Origin of the sequence: Shewanella hanedai (genome assembly GCF_007197645.1) — a bacterium.
Classification (GTDB): domain Bacteria; phylum Pseudomonadota; class Gammaproteobacteria; order Enterobacterales; family Shewanellaceae; genus Shewanella; species Shewanella hanedai.
The window spans coordinates 396,058-418,284 of the sequence record NZ_VKGK01000001.1 but is presented as its reverse complement, the minus strand read 5'-3'; the positions used below and the strand labels follow the sequence as shown (position 1 = coordinate 418,284).

19 protein-coding genes are annotated in these 22,227 nt (G+C 42.6%); 6 read left to right on the top strand and 13 right to left on the bottom strand.

Going from position 1 to position 22,227, the window contains the following annotated elements; all coding sequences use genetic code 11:
* Positions 1-169: 169 nt before the first annotated feature.
* From FN961_RS01645 to FN961_RS01635, 3 genes are all read right to left on the bottom strand, one after another.
* On the bottom strand, positions 170-658 hold the full coding sequence (locus FN961_RS01645) for a hypothetical protein (protein ID WP_143562798.1): 489 nt from the start codon (positions 656-658) through the stop codon (positions 170-172).
* Between the two features lie 391 nt (positions 659-1,049).
* On the bottom strand, positions 1,050-1,961 hold the full coding sequence (locus FN961_RS01640; RefSeq protein WP_143562797.1) for a hypothetical protein: 912 nt from the start codon (positions 1,959-1,961) through the stop codon (positions 1,050-1,052).
* Between the two features lie 31 nt (positions 1,962-1,992).
* Entirely contained in the window at positions 1,993-3,060 is a 1,068-nt protein-coding gene (locus FN961_RS01635) for an endonuclease/exonuclease/phosphatase family protein (protein ID WP_229814594.1), read from the bottom strand.
* Positions 3,061-3,391: 331 nt separating this feature from the next.
* Between FN961_RS01635 and FN961_RS01630 the strand changes: the two genes are divergently transcribed.
* The gene (locus tag FN961_RS01630) at positions 3,392-4,669 is read left to right on the top strand and encodes a lipopolysaccharide biosynthesis protein (RefSeq protein ID WP_143562796.1); all 1,278 of its coding nucleotides are present in this window, start codon (positions 3,392-3,394) and stop codon (positions 4,667-4,669) included.
* 31 nt (positions 4,670-4,700) lie between these two features.
* Here FN961_RS01630 and FN961_RS01625 read toward each other — a convergent pair whose 3' ends face one another.
* The 3 genes from FN961_RS01625 to FN961_RS01615 all read right to left on the bottom strand — a co-directional run bounded on the left by FN961_RS01625 (position 4,701) and on the right by FN961_RS01615 (position 8,998).
* Positions 4,701-6,278, bottom strand: a complete 1,578-nt coding sequence (locus tag FN961_RS01625; protein ID WP_143562795.1) for a diguanylate cyclase domain-containing protein — start codon at positions 6,276-6,278, stop codon at positions 4,701-4,703.
* A gap of 51 nt (positions 6,279-6,329) precedes the next feature.
* Complete coding sequence (locus FN961_RS01620) at positions 6,330-7,160, bottom strand: hypothetical protein (RefSeq protein ID WP_143562794.1); 831 nt, start codon at positions 7,158-7,160, stop codon at positions 6,330-6,332.
* Between the two features lie 185 nt (positions 7,161-7,345).
* Positions 7,346-8,998 carry a CHASE domain-containing protein gene (locus FN961_RS01615; RefSeq protein ID WP_143562793.1) on the bottom strand — a complete coding sequence of 551 codons (1,653 nt, stop codon included), beginning with the start codon at positions 8,996-8,998 and terminating at the stop codon, positions 7,346-7,348.
* Between the two features lie 317 nt (positions 8,999-9,315).
* Between FN961_RS01615 and FN961_RS01610 the strand changes: the two genes are divergently transcribed.
* Both FN961_RS01610 and FN961_RS01605 read left to right on the top strand, forming a co-directional pair.
* The gene (locus FN961_RS01610) at positions 9,316-9,972 is read left to right on the top strand and encodes a DNA-J related domain-containing protein (protein WP_143562792.1); all 657 of its coding nucleotides are present in this window, start codon (positions 9,316-9,318) and stop codon (positions 9,970-9,972) included.
* Positions 9,973-10,168: 196 nt separating this feature from the next.
* Positions 10,169-10,831 carry a thiol:disulfide interchange protein DsbA/DsbL gene (locus FN961_RS01605; RefSeq protein ID WP_143562791.1) on the top strand — a complete coding sequence of 221 codons (663 nt, stop codon included), beginning with the start codon at positions 10,169-10,171 and terminating at the stop codon, positions 10,829-10,831.
* A gap of 29 nt (positions 10,832-10,860) precedes the next feature.
* Here the strand turns inward: FN961_RS01605 and FN961_RS01600 are convergent, their stop codons facing one another.
* From FN961_RS01600 to FN961_RS01575, 6 genes are all read right to left on the bottom strand, one after another.
* Positions 10,861-11,877 carry a glycosyltransferase gene (locus FN961_RS01600; RefSeq protein WP_143562790.1) on the bottom strand — a complete coding sequence of 339 codons (1,017 nt, stop codon included), beginning with the start codon at positions 11,875-11,877 and terminating at the stop codon, positions 10,861-10,863.
* A gap of 98 nt (positions 11,878-11,975) precedes the next feature.
* On the bottom strand, positions 11,976-12,512 hold the full coding sequence (locus FN961_RS01595; RefSeq protein WP_143562789.1) for a cytochrome b/b6 domain-containing protein: 537 nt from the start codon (positions 12,510-12,512) through the stop codon (positions 11,976-11,978).
* A gap of 24 nt (positions 12,513-12,536) precedes the next feature.
* The gene (gene hemG / locus FN961_RS01590) at positions 12,537-13,058 is read right to left on the bottom strand and encodes a menaquinone-dependent protoporphyrinogen IX dehydrogenase (RefSeq protein ID WP_143562788.1); all 522 of its coding nucleotides are present in this window, start codon (positions 13,056-13,058) and stop codon (positions 12,537-12,539) included.
* A gap of 191 nt (positions 13,059-13,249) precedes the next feature.
* Positions 13,250-14,899: a di-heme oxidoredictase family protein gene (locus FN961_RS01585; RefSeq protein WP_229814593.1), complete on the bottom strand. Its 1,650-nt coding sequence runs from the start codon at positions 14,897-14,899 to the stop codon at positions 13,250-13,252.
* A gap of 179 nt (positions 14,900-15,078) precedes the next feature.
* Entirely contained in the window at positions 15,079-16,230 is a 1,152-nt protein-coding gene (locus FN961_RS01580; protein WP_143562786.1) for an imelysin family protein, read from the bottom strand.
* Between the two features lie 50 nt (positions 16,231-16,280).
* Entirely contained in the window at positions 16,281-17,666 is a 1,386-nt protein-coding gene (locus FN961_RS01575) for a hypothetical protein (protein ID WP_143562785.1), read from the bottom strand.
* A gap of 230 nt (positions 17,667-17,896) precedes the next feature.
* Between FN961_RS01575 and FN961_RS01570 the strand changes: the two genes are divergently transcribed.
* Both FN961_RS01570 and FN961_RS01565 read left to right on the top strand, forming a co-directional pair.
* Positions 17,897-19,063, top strand: coding sequence for an MFS transporter (locus tag FN961_RS01570; protein ID WP_373293339.1), 1,167 nt, complete (start codon positions 17,897-17,899; stop codon positions 19,061-19,063).
* Positions 19,064-19,105: 42 nt separating this feature from the next.
* Entirely contained in the window at positions 19,106-19,939 is an 834-nt protein-coding gene (locus FN961_RS01565; protein ID WP_143562783.1) for a TIGR03899 family protein, read from the top strand.
* A gap of 4 nt (positions 19,940-19,943) precedes the next feature.
* Here FN961_RS01565 and cobA read toward each other — a convergent pair whose 3' ends face one another.
* Positions 19,944-20,765, bottom strand: a complete 822-nt coding sequence (cobA, locus tag FN961_RS01560; RefSeq protein WP_143562782.1) for a uroporphyrinogen-III C-methyltransferase — start codon at positions 20,763-20,765, stop codon at positions 19,944-19,946.
* Between the two features lie 280 nt (positions 20,766-21,045).
* On the opposite strand from cobA, the gene FN961_RS01555 reads away from it, so the two are divergent.
* Positions 21,046-22,071, top strand: a complete 1,026-nt coding sequence (locus FN961_RS01555; RefSeq protein ID WP_373293336.1) for a phospholipase A — start codon at positions 21,046-21,048, stop codon at positions 22,069-22,071.
* Positions 22,072-22,227: the final 156 nt, after the last annotated feature.

The following is a 22,227-nucleotide window of genomic DNA, read 5'->3' as shown; positions in this document are numbered from 1 at the left end:
CCAAACATAGAGACTATTTACACACAAAAAGCAAGGGTTAAATAAAGTGGGTTACGGTAGTAAAAATAGAACGATAAGATCACAGAATAGAACACAGTCTATTAGTTTTTAAATGACGTTAAATTAAAAATAATGAGTCTGGTTGTCTTAAATTAAAAAGAGATAATAATTAGATTCGATTAAAATCGGGGAAACTTTTCATCGCTTGAAGTTTTTCTTGTAACTTCTGATCATATTTAAACCAAAATTCACCTCGAGGATTCACTTCTTTTAATACCACATAACCTCCGACACTTCCGATATAGAGACGCGTGAATCGATTCCCCAGAAATGAAGTTTGAGCATATAACTCTCCCTGCCCAATAGTTTGGCAATTAACAACCACAGGAGAGGTCTCGCTCAGTGTAAAACCAGAGATCCTCACCGGCTTTCTGTCAACCATCATAGATTCAGGGGATATGATCTCCATTCGCTCAATATCAGTGACCTTTCCTTCACAAAAACCAGGCAGCTTGACCCAAGTTCCCATCACTAATTCATGTAAATGTGTATTATCCTCCCGAGGAGTTGAGTTCAGATAGATCACAATCCCAATGACACCGACAAGCAGCATGAAAACAAAGCTCCATAACATATATTTCACTATATTTTCAGACATCGACTCTCCATATACAGGCTTAATCATTAGAAGGTACAAGTAATTGAATAGGGCGCTAGTCAACCAAAAGTAAACTGACAGGAGTGCCTTAGCTTGCCCACAACATTGAGATTAGAAAGTATCATAGGATGGCAGGAATTAGGAAAGGTAAAATCAAAAAACATAGTGGTAAGCAATTGTTAAGTATAACCTTAAACGCAATTCGATAGATAACACTAGCAATGAAGGTTTTACCCTTACAATATGCTGGTAAACACTTAGCATAAAGTTGCTATCCACATACTTGGTACCACTCTTATGGAATACTCAGTACCATCAATAAAATCAGCCCATCTTCATTACTGCTCACCATTTTTTTACTAGGCCCTAAGTCTAATGCATCCGACTTTTATTAATCCTCGGCTTTAGAGATAAACATGCGGCTAATGTCTTTTCCCCAAAGTTGAATAATTTTACGTGTCTTGCCCTTATTCCAAAAACATTTCCCGAACATAATCACCCCAGCACCTTCAATGTCTCGGCGATCATCAATAGCAAACCGCTTAAAAAGCGCCGTTTGAAACTCATCGATCGGGATGCCGACATCTTGGCTGTCTGCAGGGTTTAGCCACCCCATCGTCTTATCACAGTGAGACACTGTGCCCCAATACATTCTCGGAGAACCATTTTCAGTAGGCTCGGCATCGGCGAAATTAACAAACAGGTTCTTGGCTCGCCATCGATACTTCTCGTCGGTATAAACCCAAAGATCTGAATCGGCAAGTTCACTGCCCCTTAGCAGGCTATTGAGTAATTTTTCTAACCCTTGGGCCGAAACACGCTTATCTGGAACAGGCGTAGTGGCTGAAATTAGAGGAACATCAGGGCCTTGTTGATTTGAAAGTACCTTATCTGGATCGTCAGTCAAAGCATCTACACTGACTTGTTCATTTTCCTTCGGTTCTTGGTTAACCTTCCTAGCTTTAGGCTTAACACCACCAGCCACTGTCGGCGAGATAGAGAAGTCGATAACCAAAGCATCGCTATCAACCAAGACTTGATTGACCTCAATGGCATCTTGTTCCTCCTTCACTTTCGCGAGAGAAGGCTTAAACTCTCGACAATCCGCTTTATGGTAACGGGAACCAAAACAGGCAGCCTTGCCATCTTTCGACGCTTTACGGTAATAAGCTTTACCATTGCAAACAGGACAGGACAAAAATTGTCGATACTGCTCAATCTCATCATCACTAAGCTTCTGAAACTTAAATACTGAGTAGGTCACATCTTCAGATTTATCTAAAGTACAGATCGCATCAAGCATAATATCGGCTCTTAATTGGCTTAGGCATAACCTAGCGACGAATGGAGAGAGTGATCATCACAGGTGCATGATCTGTGCTCTGACTATCAAGATCAAAACTTGGATTGATTAGATGACGGTCATAGGTTTCATACCGTCCAACTTCTGCAAGACTTCGGCTATTTTTAGCATCGAACTCACTGGAGAGCAAAATATAATCGAGCACAGAACCTTCAGCAAAATAATAATAAGTCGCTGGCCGCACTTGTGAAGAGAGGCTGTATTGACTGTTTTGATATAAATCATAGGCATCTTGAAGTTGATATTCTTGCAATTGCTGCTTGATATCCCCCAACGTTGGGTCGGGTTTAATTCGAGTATCGACCGATGTTAATGAAGCTAACACGCCGTCGCGTAGACTGTCATTAAAGTCTCCCATCAATAGCATAGGAAATTGAGTTTGTGCACGACGCTCTACCATCGCCCATCGAAGCAGCGCAGCTTCAGAGCCTCGTTGAATACTCGATCCCCATTGAGCTAATGCTTCCACAGCCAGAAGCTGACCCGTTTTCATCTCAATCTCGGGTTGAGATGAACAATACTCAGTTTGGGCATCAAATAAGGGACGTTTAGATTTAAAGTGCACCACATAGCAGTCACAAGGGCCAAGCTTAGGCAGAACAATCGTTGCCCTCAACGGTTTACGACTAAAACTAAATCCAGCTTGCATCCCCATCATACCTGCTAGCCGTTCATCGGCTTCGACAGAGTACATTTCAGTAATAGGATAACGGGAAGCAATGGCGACCACAGGCTTACTATAGATAAAGTCATCAACCACATCGGGTCTATCTAGTACTGCAAAATATTCTAAGCCACAAGATTTAGTCAACTCAGCTAAGGCCTTTGGGCTAAACACCTCTTGAAAACCGATCACATCCGGCTGATGTTCATTGAGATACTTAGCAATCCATTGCAGCTTCTTCTGCCACTGCTCCTGACTGTAGATATTCTCAAAATCGTAATAGGCACCTGGCGGCTCAATAAAATTGAACAGGTTAAAAGTAGCTATTTTAATCAACTCAGACGCTTCTGAGCCTTGTACCGAATGATTATGCAAGCTAGAAACCTTATGTAGGTGAGAGTTAAGTAACTGAAAGTTGTTGTTTAAGTATATACCCAAACTACCTGAGAATGCTCGTTTCAGAGGCTTTACGTGAGTTTAATTCTAGGCGTATTAGTATCTGAATGATTGAATACCTAAGGTAGAATTAGGCACAAGTTGCCAGTATTTTGAGCTTGATGTTAATAAAAGTGCCATGGCTTAAACCGTTAAAGTGTAAAGAAGGAACATCAGTCACATCTTTACCAGCCAAACCTATAGAATCTCAGTATTGCAGGATAAAATTCATCTCCTCTTTAATTCCCTTTTTTACAGCTATTGGAACATTATGCAAGCCACTTCAATTCAACGTGTAAAACAAGCCTTTATTGCCGGAATATGGGCAACGCTTGTGAGTATCACCCTTGGCTTTGGCTTTAAAATTTGGTTAGCTCAGTGGATGCCTAAAGACGATCTCGCGCTTTACCATACGGTTGTCGATATCATCTCCCTCTCTCTCATTTTGATGACAGGCTTTCGATCCTCAATGGTCGTAAGTTATTCACAAACAAAAAATGACAAAGATATCACCAATCTTTTCCGCTATAGCCTCATCGCCATGGTACTGCTCACCTGGGGCGTCGTACTGCCTTACATAAAACATCAACTACACATTAATGTTGAGTACTTCCATTTAGTCGGCATTATCTTAGGTATGGGATTTAAGGTCTATTTTACCAATCAAATTGCCATGTACCGTATGTACGACATCTCAAACAAAGTCACTTGGCTAGAACCGTTAGGACAAGTATTTACCTTCCTCGTCTGTTTCTATTCGTTAAAACAAACGGCTATATCATCACTCTTTTTCAGTCTGATGTTTTCCTCTACTGCTATCGCAGCCTATATGTTTTTTAACCGCCGTAAGCAAGTTGCAACACCGCCTATTGCACCGATTAATATGGATCCCAGTCTTCGTGATTTTATGAAAAAAAGCTTTACAGCTTCCCTTGAGGCTGGAGCAAGTATTTTAATGATTTACATAACAGTACTGCTCACCATTGGCCATTTCAGTATTGATGAACTTGGAGACTTCCAAGTCGTCGTTAGGCCTATCATCGCCTATTTAACCTTGCTATTTGTTTTTCCAATTTATCGATTTGTACTCCCAGAACTCGCCGTTTGTGTTCGTAATGAAGACGCTCAACAAATTAAGCAGATCAAACATTGGGTATACAAGATGGCAATTATCGTCAGCAGTAGTTTCTTTATCTTAATGCTCCTTTTTAGCCATGAAATCGTTTCATTAATATTTCCACCTCAGTACGCAAAATCAGCACCTGTATTAATGCATTTCTCAATGTTCTTCATTTTTATGATGCTTAATGCTTATCAGCTGGCATTTATCAAAGCCCACGGCTTATTTACACAAAGCTTAATGATTAGAGGGAGTGGGATCTTGGCTTTGATAGTCAGTTACTACCTCTACAGTCGAATAACAGACAATGTAGTCGCGGTAATATTAGCGTTAGGGACTGGCTATTTACTGATGTTTCTGCTTTCAAGCTTGATTGAAAAGCGAATTATTAACAAAGCTAAAGAACGCTCACACGAAGTGGTTGTATAGCATTAGAAATAATTAACCGACTCGCGATTGCTCAGGTACCACTATAAACACAGACACGATTACGCCCTGAGTTTTTCGCTTGATATAAGGCTTTATCTGCCTCCACAGTAAACTTAAGCATATCTGAATCTTTATTCGGGAAGATACTCGTGACCCCTACACTGACAGTAACAAACTCGTTGGTTGGCGAACTTTCATGGGGCAGACTAAGTTGTTCTATATTGGTTTGGCACCGTATCGCTGGCGAGATGCAATCGCGAGTGTGTGGCATCAAAACCACAAATTCTTCACCGCCGTAACGGGCCACAAGATCGGTTTTTCGGTTCATGGTTTGGTTCAGTTCGCTAGCAACCTCACGCAAACATTGATCTCCGGCAAGATGACCATAAGTGTCGTTATACAATTTAAAGTGATCAATATCTATCATGATCAACCCTATACTCGACCTCTCGCGAATAGCATGCTGCCAACAAGCTTGTAGGCTCTCATCAAAGCAACGTCGGTTGGCTATTTTCGTTAAACTATCGGTCTGTGATAAGGCTTCAAGCATCTGCTTAGCTTCATTCAGATCATGTGTCCTTTGCTTAACCTCCCGCTCAATCCAATCTGATCGTCTCATTAGAACGTAGATATAGAGGACTGCAAGTAACACTAATAAGCTACCAAAAATGACAATAATATAGGGTAGTCGACCTCGTCGCTCAGTAATATAGCCTGCACTAGGCGTTGCAACGATAGACCATTGTCGACCACTAAATGGACTCAACCTCTTTTCATAGGTAAACGCTGTTTGGGATGAATCTAAAATAAGATCGACAGGAAAGTTAGAATAGAGATTGTTGATAGACTCATTGGTCTTATCCTCTAGCGAAAAAAAGATCCCCTCAGCGGAAGTACGTTTAATCGCGCTACCGAACATATCATCGATGCGATAAACCCCCGCGACAAAGCCTCTTAACTGTTCTTTTCGTTTATCTAGCGTGCTCGGTTCTCCTGAATAGGTCGGCAGAAAGATGATAATACCTTGCTGTTTAGACCTGTAGGAAAGTAGATCTATACTGGATGTTGCCAATGGTTTATCGAGATCTCGAGCACGCTCCATCACCGATAACGTCTCCTCCCTCGAAGCAAAGTCATAGCCAAGCACTCGTTCATTTCCAGCATATGGCGCCACATAAAAAATGGGAAAATGGCTCTCTCGCTCAACAGCTGAGATCATGATATCTATTTTTTGCTCAATAATTTCAAACTCAGGGATCTTGGTTTGCAGACTTTCTTCAAAGGCCAGTCGTTCGCTAGAAAGCACCCGAGGTACCCACTCCAATGCTTGAATATCCTGATGACGAGCTAAAAAGCTACGAGCTATGCGGCTAAACTCTTTAGAAGTTACATTACTTGAGCTATCGAAAAGGCCTTTAATGGCATGTAGAACTTCAATATTGAGTAAGATCTCACGCTCTAATGCCGCCGCTTTATCATCAACATCTTTTCTAAAATCCAGCTCAATTGCGCTACTCTCTTTATTATATATACTTTTGCCTATGTAAGCGGAAAACCCTACCCCAACAAGGATTGAAAAAAATAATATATATTTTGAAAAGCGGTTCATAGATATACTCAAAAGCGCTTACTAAAGGCCAAGTTAATCACCCTTAGATAGTTAAAATTCCCAAGGCATATCGATATATAGCCTTACTAATGTGTCATTATTCCAAGGCAAAATAGCAAGGTAATCGGGATCACTTACGTTGATCTTGGCATAGGGGTCCAAATTATATTCAGTGTGTTCAACGCTCAGGGCTAAATGACTATTTTCAATCCAAAAATTTGAGTCATAGGTTAGCGCGGCGCCGTATTTATTTTCTAACCACTCATCACCATCATTCCAATGTTGAGCAGTTAAAGACAGGTCCATCGATTTGCCCATAGCGATTCGGGTATTCGCAGCAAAAGAGTAAGCTCCTGTTTTATTCTGAAAGTCCTCTCGATCATACCCACGTAAGCGCGGCACATCGTCATCAATTTCTAGGAAATAATAACCTGCAGCACCTTTAACAGCAGCAAAAAAAGCCTCTGTGTTATATTCATAACTAATCGCGGGAAAGAGCTTTACCTGTTTCTCTACTGAGCTCACGGTATTTCGCTTGCCATCAAGCTCAACTTCCCACATAAGCGCACTATTAGCTGACAGAGAAACCAGTTCACCTTTAGCCATGTAATTTGACATGAACCAGATGGGAATATGGTCAGGGTCTAACTTATCTTTATCATGATCAACGAGGACATCAATTGAGGCAGTTAACAAAATATTTGACTGTGTCAGATGCGCTAAAGAAAAATGAACGTCAGCGCCAAAAGTGTGTGAACTCTCCTGTTCAACAATGAAATCGTGCCCACCAAATGCAATGCGCCAATCTAGGGCGTTAACACTAAAACTCATAAGTGAAGCAAGTGAGACAGTTGAAAGCGTTAAGGTTTTATTCAATTCCATTTTATACCTAGCCTATTAATCCTAAAGAAGCCATCAGATGCGACATCAATGTTACTAGAAGCCAATCATACTAAAACTGAATATCAGTACGATCCTATCCTATACCTATTGACATCATAATGTGAACGTTCTGTGGAATTTATTGCTGCAGAGATGGGAATAATTTCAAGATCGTGTAAAGATAATTACTCTCCTGAATTCTTGGAGAAGTGTTTAAATTTAAGAATGTCACCTTTTTTAGCCGAGATAACATCACTGCCAATGCTCACTCGGTTTTTCCCCAGTTTCTTAGACTGGTTCAATAGTTCTTTAACGCTAAGCATAGAATCTGCAGGATAATTTTTCTGCGTAGGCACGACACTGATAACTCCAAGACTAATGGTCACATAATCTGAAACAGATGAAGCCTCATGCACAATGTGGAGTTTCTCGATATTGATGCGACACTTATCAGCCAATAAAATCGGTTCATCTGTATTGGGCAACAAAATAATGAATTGATCACCGCCATAACGTGCCACAAGGTCTGTGGTCCGATTCGGCATCTTTGACAATTTATAGGCCAAATCCAGTAAGCACTTATCGCCACTTGCATAGCCATAAGTCTCATTAAACAGCCTAAAACTATCGATATCGATCATGATTAGTGACAATGAACTTCCATCACGTACCGACCTTGCCCACTCCTCCTCAAAACGAATATCGAAACACTTTCGGTTTGCTATGTGGGTCAAATCATCAGTTAATGACTGCTCCTCAAGTGCTATCTTTGCCTCTTCTAGCTCACGACTTCGCTTCTCAGATTCTTGCCTAATACGCCCTGAATGCTCAATAGCAATATAGATATAACCGCCACCAAGAAGCACAAAAATACAGCCAAACACACCGACGAAAAAGGGGAATAAACTCTGACGTTCAGCTACATAGCCTTGACTAGGGGTCGCGATCACCGTCCATTGCCTCCCACCAATTCGTCTGAGTGGGATAGTGTAAGCAAAAGAGAGTAACAAATGATCTAACGCTTGAGCACTCGGATAATTTGCATATAGAAGTTCAGCATCAATACCTGTGTTATCAATAAGCTTTAAGTTAATACCCTTAGCCCCTGTTTGCTTTATCGCTGACTCAACAATATCGGCAATTCGGTAGACACCTATAACAAACCCTAATAATTTTTCCTGACGTTTCGCTATCGTTCTAGCATCACCTGCATACACAGGCATTAAAATCAAAAAGCCTTTTTGATTGAAGACCTCCTGAACTAAGGTAATGCTTTGAGTGGCAAGTGTCAGATCTAAGTCCCGAGACTTTTCTATCATACTTAATCGATTTGCGTTTGAAGCCAAGTCGAAACCAAATGCCACTTCATTGCCTTCAATTGGAGCAACAAAGTAGACAGGAAAATAAACGTCACGCTTGGCCGCTTTAACCATACTCCCTTGAGATTCTCGCTCGGTAAATTCAAAATCAGGGAAGTCCAGTCTACGCGCGCGCTCATACTCCTCTCTTTCAGCTCCCGTCACTCTAGGCGCCCACTCCAATGCCTGAATAGCATGGTGTCTGACCAGAAAGCCATTAGCTAGATTGGTAAAATCAGTCGCGCTAACCTCTTCAGAACTGGTAAATAAACTTTCAAGCGAAAACAGCACCTCAAGGTTTGCGATTAACTCTCGCTCCACGGCTGTGGTTTTACCTTCAACACCTCGTCTAAAATCAACTCCAATCGCATCGAGCTCTTTATAATAAAACATCGCACCGCTTAATCCGGCCACGAGTAAACCAATCAATACTGACAATAGAAGACATTTATGCGAAAAAGCCTTATCGCTAGGCATCATAGGTAGGCACTCTGCTTACTTTATAAATATTAATAAAGATGGCCCTATTCTTCTCAGACAGGTGCAACACTGTGCTTAGACAAATATGAGCTTACATAAAAACAAATAGACCTCCATTGAGACTAGTTCTTAACGGCTATAAATCAAATTCACCCTTATAGCTAAATTAGGCCATAATTAAGAGGACAAGGAGTTCAAGTATCTCTTAATCATTACTCACTTGCGTTCCGGATCGCTTGTGTCATAGTCACAACAAATAGAGCTTTCTTCCCTAGCTCTGCGACTCAGAACAATTGTCAATTCAGGATGAATAACTTATGCTATCTGCCAAAAAAATATCCCAAACATCTCCGCTCATCACGAGCGACTCACAAGATGGGATCTCAAACATCAAAGGGGATAATCCGCTAATCTGGCCAGTATTCAGTCTGCTACAAAATTCTAATCACAGTTGGAAAGTTCACCTGCTTGCGACCGAGCTTCAACAAAAGGGCTTGATGCAAGATCTTGACGAGGATCAAGACAAAGCCCTCTTCAAACGTAACTTCCTATTGATGAATGCTCTTTTTCAGCTGCAGTCCATTCTTCTACCTGAGCATTGGTTACAAGTTAAAGCCATGGAGATCCAAGTCTTTAAAATAATTCCGACCAACCTTGAATCCAGCCTGAGAGAAGATGATGCGTTACGTGAGTATTATTTGAATTGGATAAACTATGATACTTGCCCCAATATCATCAAGGAGATGTTGGAGTCATTCTGGAGCCGATATGAAGACTATATAGGTACCAACCCAAACCTAATGCATAAAGATAAGGCACTGAAGGTGTTTGACCTCAACTTAGACGCCACAGATAGAGAAGTGCGTCGTCGCTGGCGAAAACTCGCCTTAAAATGGCACCCAGACCGGCCCGATGGTAACGCGGCTCAATTTCGCCAAGTTTGTGAAGCATGGCAAACTTTACGCGTGAAATGATAGAAATGTAGCTAACTCCAACCTAAGTCACACTCCTCACGCTGTTTCCATAGTGAAATTCAGTCATAATTAAGCTTAAGCTTTTATGCTGAATTTATTAGGCACCGTATGGCATATTGCTGGCTTTTTTGTCTACATGACAGATACAGCTAGAGAGTAAAACCATCTTCAGCCTGCCACTTTTGAGGACAATAGATTGATTAAACATATTGCATTAGCGTTAACATTAGCCGTCGCACCATTGAGCAGCTTCGCCGCACAATTTATTGAAGGTAAGCACTTTACCCAAGTATCTGACAAAGCTGCGAGTACCCAACCTAAACTAACTGAGTTCTACTCTTTTTACTGCCATAACTGTTTCAATATGGAAACTCAGTACCTAGGTGACATTAAAGCTAACCTAAATAAAAACGTGAAGTTTGATAGCAAGCACGTTGACTTTATGAACAGCGAAATCGGCACTGAAGTGATGCGTTCTCTAGCGGTTATCCAAGAGCTTAACGCTGGTGATAAGTTAACTCACGCCATGTTTGCTGCAATTCAAGGTGAAGAGGGAGCTCATGGGCATGACCATGCTAACGAGACCACGCCTCATAAAAAGCCTGAACTTAATAACCGTGATGACATCAAAAAGGTTTTCGCTGCTAACGGTATCGATGCTAAGCAGTACGACAGCATTGCTGACAGTAAAAAGGTCGACAACAAGATAGCATTATGGCGCGCACAACAACGCGAGTTTCGCATTCAAAGTGTTCCAGCCTTTATCGTCAATGATAAATATGCTGTCAACATGGGTGAAATCCGCTCTTTAGGTCAACTGATTGACCTAATTAATTACCTAGCGCTAGAGCACAAATAAGCATTTATGCAAACTAGTCAAAAAGGCTCCTATTGGGGCCTTTTGCCTTTCTCCAGTTCAGAAATAAGCAATGACTGCCAGTCATTCAACAACTGAGGCCAGCGCCTAGCAGCTAAAGCCCGCTCTTCATCGCTCAAGTCTGAAAAACTAACATCTGCCCCACACTTTTCAAGCTTCTGCTCAGCTTGAACAATCAAACTCTCTAGTGTCTGAACTAAACTCGCCGAAGTTAGATCCGTAAGCATAACCGCCAGATGCCCGTCATTTCCTCTCGTCTTCGCTAACACCTGGACCTGCTCCAGCAAACCATCAACAGAGCTTGTCACTATCACCTTACCAGCCGCAATAGACTCCTGGCAGATCAAACCAAAAGGTTCCCAGCGTGAAGGGATCACCACGGCATCACATGAGGATAAGAACAAAGGCACATTCTCAATTTCCCCTATCAAGGTTACATTCTCAAGCCCTGCAGCCATAGACTCCAACCGTGGCAACATCTCTCCACTTCCAGCCAGTCTTAACTCCACTTTGTCAGCGGGCAACTTAGACATTGCCTGAATAAGAAGATCAAAACCTTTCTGTTTATGAAATCGACCATATGCACCTAGCTGCAATGGTAAAGAGAGTGGCTTTTTAGGCAAAGAGAGCATGGCATTGACCGACCTTCCCTGCTTTAAAACAACCAGCGTTCTCTCCTTCAATAATTGATTTTCAAGTAGCCAACACCCTTGAGCGATGGAGACAGCCAACACTTTATCCATCAAGAAGTAGCTAAGTTTTAGCATTAAGAAAAAACGCCAGTGACTGCGGCTTTCATGAAAAATGAACCCTTCGCAATAATGGTGTTCTTGGTAAAAAATAGGTGTGCCGATATTTAACAGTTTTAGCAGAATAAATCCTGGCAACTTACGCCAAGAAGCCGCGGCATGAATAACCAGAATATCGGCCTCATACCGTTGAGGAAGCCAAAACTTGAGATTGACTTGGAGGATAGAAAAATCAAAATCTTTGGCTAATTTTGACTCGCACAAACTCTTTAGAGCCAAGTTGACTCCACCCAGTTTGTTATCATCGACAAGATGGATCACTCTTGGCCGCAAAGTTACCTCAACTAAGAAACCTTATCCGTATAGCTGAGTGTAGATCAATTTCTAATGAAATCTAATAGATGCAGGCAAGCAAATAAGATGTGTATAGCAATAAAGCCAATAAAGCCTTTCGCAAAAATGATGTGATAGTTACGCCAGAATAGTGCATCTGAACTGCCCTGTAAGACAAACCACAAGGACCCCGTTAAGCCGACTCCCACTAAAAGCAGCATGCCAAGGCCTTCGACACAACTAAAAAGCCCACGACCACCACTGACAGGGAGATTGCCCTTAAACACACCTTTACAGTCTCTCACTAATTGAGTGATATCTCCCAGTAACCAAGGAAAATACTGCTGCCATTTACCCCGAATGCAGTTCGCCAACAAAAATAGGCAAGCCAGTAGAGTGGTGAGCAACCCAAGATAAACATGAGTCATATCCCACAATGAAGCGTTTGCTCTTAAGCTACGCCCCATCAATATCCAACTACTGGTCAAAATAAGGTAAAGAGATAAAAGTATGATCAGTAGATGTTGATACTCGCTATACCGAGCATACATTTTTCGTATTTGTGCTGTAATGCTTACCATGGCGATCGCTCCATTAAACTGGATTTAAAGCCCACTAAACTCACGGGAAAAGATATCGACTTTATCCCAATCGGTGTACTCTATATTAGTCAGAGCATCCGTAGGTCCCTTGGTTAGCCACATAATAAATCGAATAGCATTACGGTCCACAAAACCATAACCTTGATAATTTAGCTTACCAGCAAATACCTGAAGCAAGTTGGGTTGCCACTCACTCTTTTCAATAAAGGCCAGCATGTAAGGGTTAGTCTTAGGGGTATTTTTTGCGGGTTTACGAGCCACTAAATTCACCGAAAAAAAGCTGGTGATTTTAGTGTCTAAAATAGCGCGATGTTGAGTAACAAAATCATAAACACTGGGATTATGTTTACCGTGTCGAATACTGGCGCCAAGAACAATTTTGTCAAAGTCGGCAAGATCTGGACACTCAGCTAAGCAACTAATAACCACTTCGTTTCCCAAGGCAATAAACTGCTTCTGTAAACACTCACAGATCTTACGAGTTTGTCCATGCACACTCGAATATATAATTAAGATTTTGCTCACCGACTGGTACCTCAAGGTAAATTTACACCTACCTATAATAAGGTATATATCACTGAATTTACTTGAAACAGATCACGGCAACTATTGTCAAAATCAGTGTTAGCTTTACCTCCATCACAAATTGTTTTAATAAAATAAACCTAGCGATTCAACTTACACTGAATCGCTGCGTCTTATCATCTTGAATAACGCTACAGAGACATCAAGAATGCAATAACTTGCTTACGCTCATCGATGCTTAACGCCATAAAACCATCTCGGCTAGTCGTTGCTTCTCCGCCGTGCCAGAGAATCGCTTCTTCGACAGTCGCCGCTCGCCCGTCATGTAAAAAACCCGCTTGTGGATTAACTGTTTGGGTCAAACCTATTCCCCATAGAGGACGAGTTCGCCATTCGTTACCATCAGCAAGAAAATCGGGACGACCATCAGCAAGCCCCTCACCCATGTCATGCAGTAGCATATCGGTAAACGGGTAGATAGTTTGCCCTTTAAGCGCATCGCTCATAGCCACACCACCTATTTCACCCGATGATTTGGTCACAAAGCTCGCCTTGTGACAACCGGTACAATTGACCTGTTCAAACAGACGTGCACCTTCACGTACGTCAGGCGAATCGACATTTCTCCTTGCTGGTACCGCTAAGGTTTCTGCATAAAAAACCACAGAATCGCTAAATTCGGCACTGGCTTCAGGCGCACCATTTTCATCTTCACCTGTATCGGTAAATCCCGTTCGGGTTAGGTAGCTATCATGAAGCGCTGTTCCGGTAATGCTCTCATCAGGAAACAAGGGATTAGTGATGCCAATATCACCACGTAGAGCACCAAGCGATTGCACACGAACACTCGGTGTATTGGCTTTCCAACCAAATCGCCCAAGCGACACAGGATCGTTATCTCCCGCTTGTGCTTTTACTGCGTCAAAAACAAAATTAGCTTTACCTGAGATACCATCGCCATTTGAGTCGGAGGCATCAACTAAGGCAAGAATATCCTTTTCAGGTATCGCTTCCAGCAAGCCCAAACCAAATACAGGCATGCCATTACGCCACCCCATCAGCACGTCATCTTGAAGCAGATCTGATGTTAGGTTGGCACTATTTAAGGTCTCGCCGGGCGCGTCATAAGGATTCTCAACAGCAAATAAAGGCTTCTTTAACGTGACGACGTTGCCATCTGAGTAAGTAACTTGTTTGGTTTCATAGGACAGATAAACATCCGCTTGACCGCCAAATAGATTATCTTCCCAATCAGGACGTGCCTTGAGCACGCCACGATGAAATAGCTGACCACCAAAATTAGGCACTGCCGGTGGGGCACAATAGTCATTAGCCGCATTACCGCTAGTACATGCCTGTGCAGCAGCTTTACTTATCCGCAAAAACAGCCCAGCTTCAGAACCCAGTTTAATGCGCTCCTTATCTGCTGGTACAATTGGTGTTGAGTTACGACCGTCGCGCTGATGACAAGAGTTACAATCCGCATTATTAAATACTGGCCCTAAGCCATCGAGATCTGGATGTTCAACATTAGGGGCTGTGGTAAAAGCGGTCTCGAAACCAAGATCCCCTTCCAAATGATGCGCTAAATCAGCAGTGGACAGATTAGGAGCTGGCGTTGAAAAACCATGTCCCGACTCTGATGCATCAAATGTGGTGGTCTCACCGCCGCTGGCTTTAATGTCGGTATACGCTGGATATACTTTTTCATCGGGCTTGGGTGTCACAACTTCATCACCTGAGCCACCACAGGCGGTGAGCCCGATGCAGGCTGCCAAGGTTAAACCTAAAGGTTTAGAAGAAAATCTAAGACTCAATCTATCTCTTTTAATATTTTTCATTGTCATCTCACACAACTGTCTTAAAGATGAAAGCCTAGCCCTATCCTGAGCTAGTCCTTTCTTTTTGTAAGGCTTTTAAAGTCAAAAAATGGAGACTATCCAACGCCTCCATATGTTTTGTTACTTTGCAGTATTAATTAACCACTACGTGACCTTAACTTGAGGTAAGGTCGAGTTGCTTACACCTTCCATTTTTTAAGCAGCGGAAGAACATCAGACTCTAGGCTTGCTTGCAGTTTAGTTAGGGCATCAACAGCAGTTTGAACTCTGACACGCCCATCGACATCTGAGATAGCTTGACGGAAAGGCATGTTGTTAGAACCTGAAATAGCTAAGATTTTAATAATCGCGTCATCAATTTCAGCGGTGACTCTGCTAGCAAGTACTGAATCGCCAGCGGCAACGAAGTCCACGATGCCTTGCTTGTCAGCAGCACCAGAAAACTCACCTTGGTAAACATTACGCACACCAATAATGTTATTACTGAAATCCGTTAACGAGTTCCAAGAATACTGAGACTCCACTTTAGACGTATCAGCAGCCGCTAACGTAGCACCAAACGGATCTGCAATTTTACCGTTACCGACTTCATCGACAATGCCAATCATGCCGTTCACCAACTCTTCAATGACACCCACTTGAGAGCTGTAGAAGGTATTTTCAGCCGTACCCGGTGTTTTAACTAATTCACCATAAGGCTGGCTTCCAGCTTGGCCATCGTGGCTTATCTGCCACGCATCATCCAATACCTTGGTATAGTCACGAAACACACCCGCAAGGCCCATTAGGTAATCACGTTCAGTTGCCGACAACTCAGCAATATCTTTCTCATTATCGTTAAGACCATCACCAAACAGCAGGAACTCCATCGCATGGAAACCCTGTACATCATCATTCCAGCCTTTAATGGTCTCAGGATCGAAGCCTGAATTAGTGGCTAAAACTGTCGTTAAATCCGTTGTATTTAAAGGCCAGCTATCTAAATGAGGATCGATACCCAATGAATCAACAGGACCAAAGATATGAGACTCACCTTGCTCCCATGGCTGACGTGCAGCCTTCCACGCTTCTTGTGCAGCCAAAAGATTCGCCTGAGTTGGCGTTGCGACCAGCGTTTCAGTTGCAAGTAGCATGGCTTCGCCTTTAGCCGCTAAATTGCTATAGCCACTGATGATGACATCATCGGTCAAATTGGTGATCATCTCAGTCGCGGCAAAACTAAAGGTATTGTCAGGTACAACAGGAGTAGAACTGTCGCTTCCTGAGCCACCACAGGCTGCGAGTGTTGTGATAAGTGCAATTGCAATGGCTGAGTATTTAACCTGTTTCATGTAAAACTCCAAATAACTTAATTTATTATGATTTTTGTGTTGCTGTGAGATCACAGCGAGAATTGATAGCCGACACCAAGAGCAAAAAAGTTCGTATCAGGTATTGAAGCAACAGCAACTTGTTGTCTGCCTGCTTCAGCCTTGATCACTATTTCCGGAATAGGGGAATAGTTAACACCCACGCTAGTCCAAGTATTTTCATAGCGCTTAGTGGCTGTGCCGGTTTCAACTTCGGCTAGGGGATTTGAATAATCGATATTGGCAAACACTGTGACTGGCACAGAGGTGTACTCACTTAAGTCAAAACCCGCTTCAACAAAGAAAGCTTCTGACTTAGATCCAAGCTGCGCAAAATTACCTGGTTTAAGTCCTGGCGTAGTTTTGTTTGCTTGAGTAATCGCATCTGAATCGCTCAAACTTCCATTTAGGTATTGGCCACGAAGGATCCATGGACCTTGTACAAATGCACCAGACAGGGCAAGAATACTCACTACACCATCGCCAGAAACCTTGTTGCTCTTATGGCGATTTCCTGACGTGTTACCGTAGTAATACGCCACACCTAAGGCTGTGCCCTCTTTAAAAGAGCCATAATCTAGACGTACCGCATATGCAAGGTCATCGGCATTAACATGCTCGAACCGCTTCTGATGACCTGATGCCACCCAATCATAGGTTCTGAAATATTCTGAATTTAAGCCGCTAACAACCTGAGCCTGATAGTGGAAATTAGCCACTTCACCAAAAATTCCAACACCGGTCTCGTTCCAAACCGCAGGCAACACTGCAGCTTCACTGCGATGGCGCAGAACCGTCAGATACTGATCTGGCTTATGTAAAATACTGGAAAGGCCAATGGGGAGGTGAATATTACCGAACTTAACCCCAAAGGCATCGCTTGGACGGTAGCGAAGTTGTGCTTTCTCAATCATCACCTCACCGCCAGCTTCAATCTCTGACTCAAACTCACCAAACTCATCGAAACCATCATATTCAAGAGAAGCACCGGTGCCACCATGCTCATACTCAATTTCAACTTCCATGTCCCATTCATCATTAAACTGGTAGCCAAATTCTGTGACTATGCGTTCTAGATCAAAACGACCACGGCGCTCAGGAGAGGTATCTTGCACATTTTCATAATACTCATCACTGGTGTAATTGACGCTGCCGTAGGATGAAAAGCTGAACTTACTGAATTTGTTATTAGCGATCTCCTGCTTAGCCCCCTTTATCACTTCAGCTTGTTTTGCTTGCGCTTCACGCTGTATGTTTTGCTGAGCAGCCAGTTCAGCCAAGTCCTTTTTAAGCTGTTTAAGCTCTCGTTCTTGTTTCTCGATAGCCTGTTGCAACTTAACTGGATCTGGCGCTGCAGAAACATAGCCACTGCTCAGACTGGCAATGCATATAGCCAGTAAACTTAACTTGGTCTTCATCAATTTTATCCGCACTGATTTAACAGCTTCCCCTGAATTTGCGGAACAAATTAACTCAAATGCGAATCATTTTCATTAAAATTTACATTACTTTTTGCAATAAGTTCACAATCACGTCACAGATGTGTGAAAAATAGGGGCTAGATAATGATACAATCGCATGAATAACAGTCATTAATTACTAGATGGATCCTCAAGTGAGTAAAAACCCACAAAAACTGCTGCTATGGATGACCTTTATCATGTCATTGGTTTTCTCTGTATGGCAGGTGCTACTGAATAACTTTGTCATCGAAAGAGCCCAGTTTACCGGTGCAGAAATAGGTATTTTACAAAGTTTACGTGAGGTTCCAGGGTTTCTCGCTTTCACTGCCATCTTCATTCTTATTCTGATCCGAGAGCAATCTTTTGCTTTACTGTCACTCGCAATACTGTGTGTTGGCGTTGCGATCACTGGTTTTTACCCCAGCGTACTTGGGCTCTATTTAACCACCGTGATTATGTCGATCGGGTTCCATTATTTCGAAACCATCAACCAATCGCTGACTTTACAGTGGATCGACAAAAAAGAGACCGCCAGTTTCTTGGGCAAAGCCTTGGCATGGCGCTCTGCTGCTGCGCTGTCAGGTTATGCCAGTATCTGGATAGTGATGACTTGGCTTCAGTTAGATTATGTTTGGATGTACGCACTTATTGGCAGCTTAGGGCTCATCATGGTGATCACCATTACGCTCTACTTTCCGAAATTTGAGGTGGGTGAGGTTCAGCATAAAAAACTGATATTAAGAAAGAAATACTGGCTCTATTACCTGCTAACCTTTTTCTCTGGAGCCAGACGACAGATCTTTATGGTCTTTGCCGGATTTATGATGGTAGAGAAGTTTGGCTATAGTATCAGCGAGATCACCGCTCTTTTTCTCATCAATTATGTGGTTAATTTGCTGTTTGCCCCGGCTATCGGTCGCTTTATCGGCCGCATAGGCGAGCGAAACGCACTGACAATAGAATACATTGGCTTAATCCTCATCTTTGTTAGCTACGCCTTAGTAGAACAGCCTGAAATGGCTGCTGCGCTTTATGTTATTGATCACTTATTATTTGCTATGGCTATTGCCATTAAAACTTACTTCCAGAAGATAGCCGACGGTAAAGATATCGCCGCCACGATGTCCGTCAGCTTTACCATTAATCACATCGCAGCTGTAGTGATCCCAGCTTTACTTGGTTTACTCTGGTTACATTCACCTGAAGCGGTATTCTATATCGGTGCTGGTTTTGCCATCTGCTCACTGATTTTAGCGAGAAATATCCCCAGCGCACCAGCCCAAGGAAATGAAGTCATTTGGAGCTTAACTTCAAAAAATCGAGACAAAAAATCTATCAATCAAGCAGATTAAGTTAATATTTAATACAATAATAAAAATAGTACAGAGACAGCGATGGCGGAATTGGTAAAAGTAAGCGAGAAAAAATCGGCTCAACCCGATGTATCGGCCCGTAAAAAGGCCCTGTTATTAGGGCATCAACTCGGGTTGGGCAGTGAAGATGAGTACCGACCAAGTAACTCTTCAATTGTCGAGCGCGCTCAGCACAGACAACATAAGTTACTGAGCCGCTACCAAGCAAACCTTGAAACAATCTACGCTATCGCTCTAACCCATACGCCATCGGACGTCACTGGAGTTGATCTCGATCCCGATTGGGCTCATCAATTTTTTCAGCTTGCCGAACAGATACATAATCGAAAAATGCAAGAGTTGTGGGGACGTATCTTAGCCAACGAGATCACCAAACCCGGTAACTTTAGCTTACGTACTCTCTCTATTTTGAAACAGCTCACCCATAAAGAAGCCCAAACCTTTGAAAAAGCGTTAGGAATGGCCATAAAAGTAAATGGGGAAACACGATTAAAACTGATTAATGGCTATCGTTATACGGGAGGAATAGGACAGCTATTTCGTAAGTCAGCCCCTATTAATATCGGCTTTTCTAATTTCGGCATGCCTTACTCAAGCATTTTGACCTTAGTGGATGCAGGAATACTGCATCGCGGAGAGTTTGAAACGGGTTTACTCAATAGCAAAAACTCTATCAGCTTCACGCTCTTATCAGAAACGATGAAACTCACACCTAAGAGTGGGCATCTATTATTGACCTATTACCGTTTAACGCCCATTGGTGATGAATTAACTCAACTTATTCAGCCTAAAGCGGACTCGGAATATATTAAAGCCTTTCGTGCACTGTTCGCTAAAGATTTTAGAATTGAATAACCCTTTAAAGCCTGTCTTCCAGTTCAACACCCATCTCCATAAGTTCACTATCGGCGTTGGGGTTGAACCAATGTAGCGTATCCGCCAGCTCTACCACTTCACCGATAATCATCAAAGCGGGCATCTTAAGCTCTGGATTCGAGGCTAGCGCATCCAACTCACCTAGAGTACCGATAAAGCGTCGTTGATCGGCTGTCGTCGCTTTAGATACGATGGCTACTGGCGTATCAGCCCCGCGTCCCGCATCCATTAGCCCTGTCTTAATCAAACCCGCATTCAGGATCCCCATATAAATAACTAAGGTATTATTGGGATTGGCATAAGCGTTCCAATCCATAGGACGAGTTTCTAGTTGGCAGTGACCAGTAATAAATGAAACACCCTGAGCATAATCTCTGTGTGTCAGCGGGATCCCAGCATAGGCTGATGTGCCGCTTGCAGCTGTGATACCCGGTACCACCTCAAACTCAAGTCCTGCTTCGACCAAGCTTTGCAACTCCTCTCCACCACGTCCGAAAATAAAAGGATCGCCTCCTTTTAAGCGAACAACATTCTTACGAGTGAAGCCTTTCGTCACCAGTAATTGATTAATTTCATCCTGTGCCGCGCTGTGTTTACCCGCACGTTTGCCCACAGCTATTTTTTCGGCATCTTGAGGGACGAGGGCCATAATGTCATCGCTGACGAGCGCATCGTAAAGTACGACATCGGCACTTTTCAGGATCCGGTATGCTTTAAGCGTTAATAGCTCAACATCTCCAGGCCCCGCTCCGACTAACCATACCTTTCCACCAGCTCTTTGACCGGGTAACTTTACGATGTCCATCTCTTACTCCACACATGACTCTATACCGTAAAATATACCTGCCTACTTATAACTTAATAAATAGTTATTTCTTACTCTTTATTCCTTTTAGTTATTTAAGACAGAAAATAAACGAAATCTAACTCGATAACAGCAGGTTAATGCCTGTTTATCAGTACTACAGTGTAAGGAAATAGTTGTTACTATATTAAGCAACTGTTTATAGACGCCTATTAAAAAGCGCAATAGAAAGGTAATATTCGCCACAATAAAAATAATTATGATCTTTCATGGATGACTTATGAAGACACTGAAAAACCTACCGAAGATACCATTAAGCCGTTTATTGTTGGCCCTCCTACCCAGTCTTGCTTTGTCATCATCTGTTTATGCTCATGATATTAAAGAGCACGATTTTAAAGAACATAAACAAAAAACTGAAAGCCCCCAAGCGCAAAAGTCTGTTAACACTAAAAAGGATGACAGTTCAGTTGAGAGAGTACATAAAACCTCGCTCGTCGATGAACGCGTACATGATGAACTGGCCACCTCTGAACTCCCTTTTGTAATGACGCCCCATAACGTCAACTATATTTTGCCGGCAACCTATAACACCAGTCCGAATACAGCCCCTTTCGATAAAGATATGGCTGAGCGCTCATTAGGGCTAGATAACGTAGAGGCTAAATTTCAGGTCAGCTTTAAGTTTCCCTTGATGTACAACGTCTTCGGTGACAATGGTCACCTCTTTGTTGCCTACACGAACCAATCCTACTGGCAGGTCTACAACAAGGATATCTCCTCACCTTTTCGTGAAACCAATCATGAACCTGAGATATTTATGATGTTCAACAATGATTGGCAGCTAGGTCCATTACGTAACTCCTTCTGGGGAGTGGGTGCAGCCCACCAATCAAACGGTAAATCAGGTAGCCTTTCTCGTAGTTGGAATCGACTCTACGGTACCATGGTATTTGATAGTGGCCCATTCGCCTTGGCTGCAAAAGTTTGGTGGCGCCTACCTGAAGATGAAAAAGAAACCCCTACTTCTCCTGAAGGTGATGATAATCCAGATATCGAAGACTACATGGGTAACTTTGAGCTGACTGGCATCTATGGGATCGACGAGCATAGGTTTACGATGATGCTAAGAAACAACTTATCCAGCCCGAATTATGGCGCATTCGAAGCCACTTGGAGCTACCCTATCATTGGTCAGCTAAGGATTTACACCCAGTATTTTAATGGTTACGGCGAAAGCTTAATCGATTACAACGCCCACACACAACGAATAGGCATTGGTGTATCGATAAACGATATTCTTTAAAAGTAATGTGTTAGCAATGGGATAAGACAAGTGCTTTTTCAAGAAAAGATTAAGTACTTACTTACCCCAGAAAGCAAGCTTAAATAGAGTTGTAAACACAGAGATTAGACCTTCAAAGAAGCGTAGATGGGCTATAGTGTATTAAGCTGGTTTTTA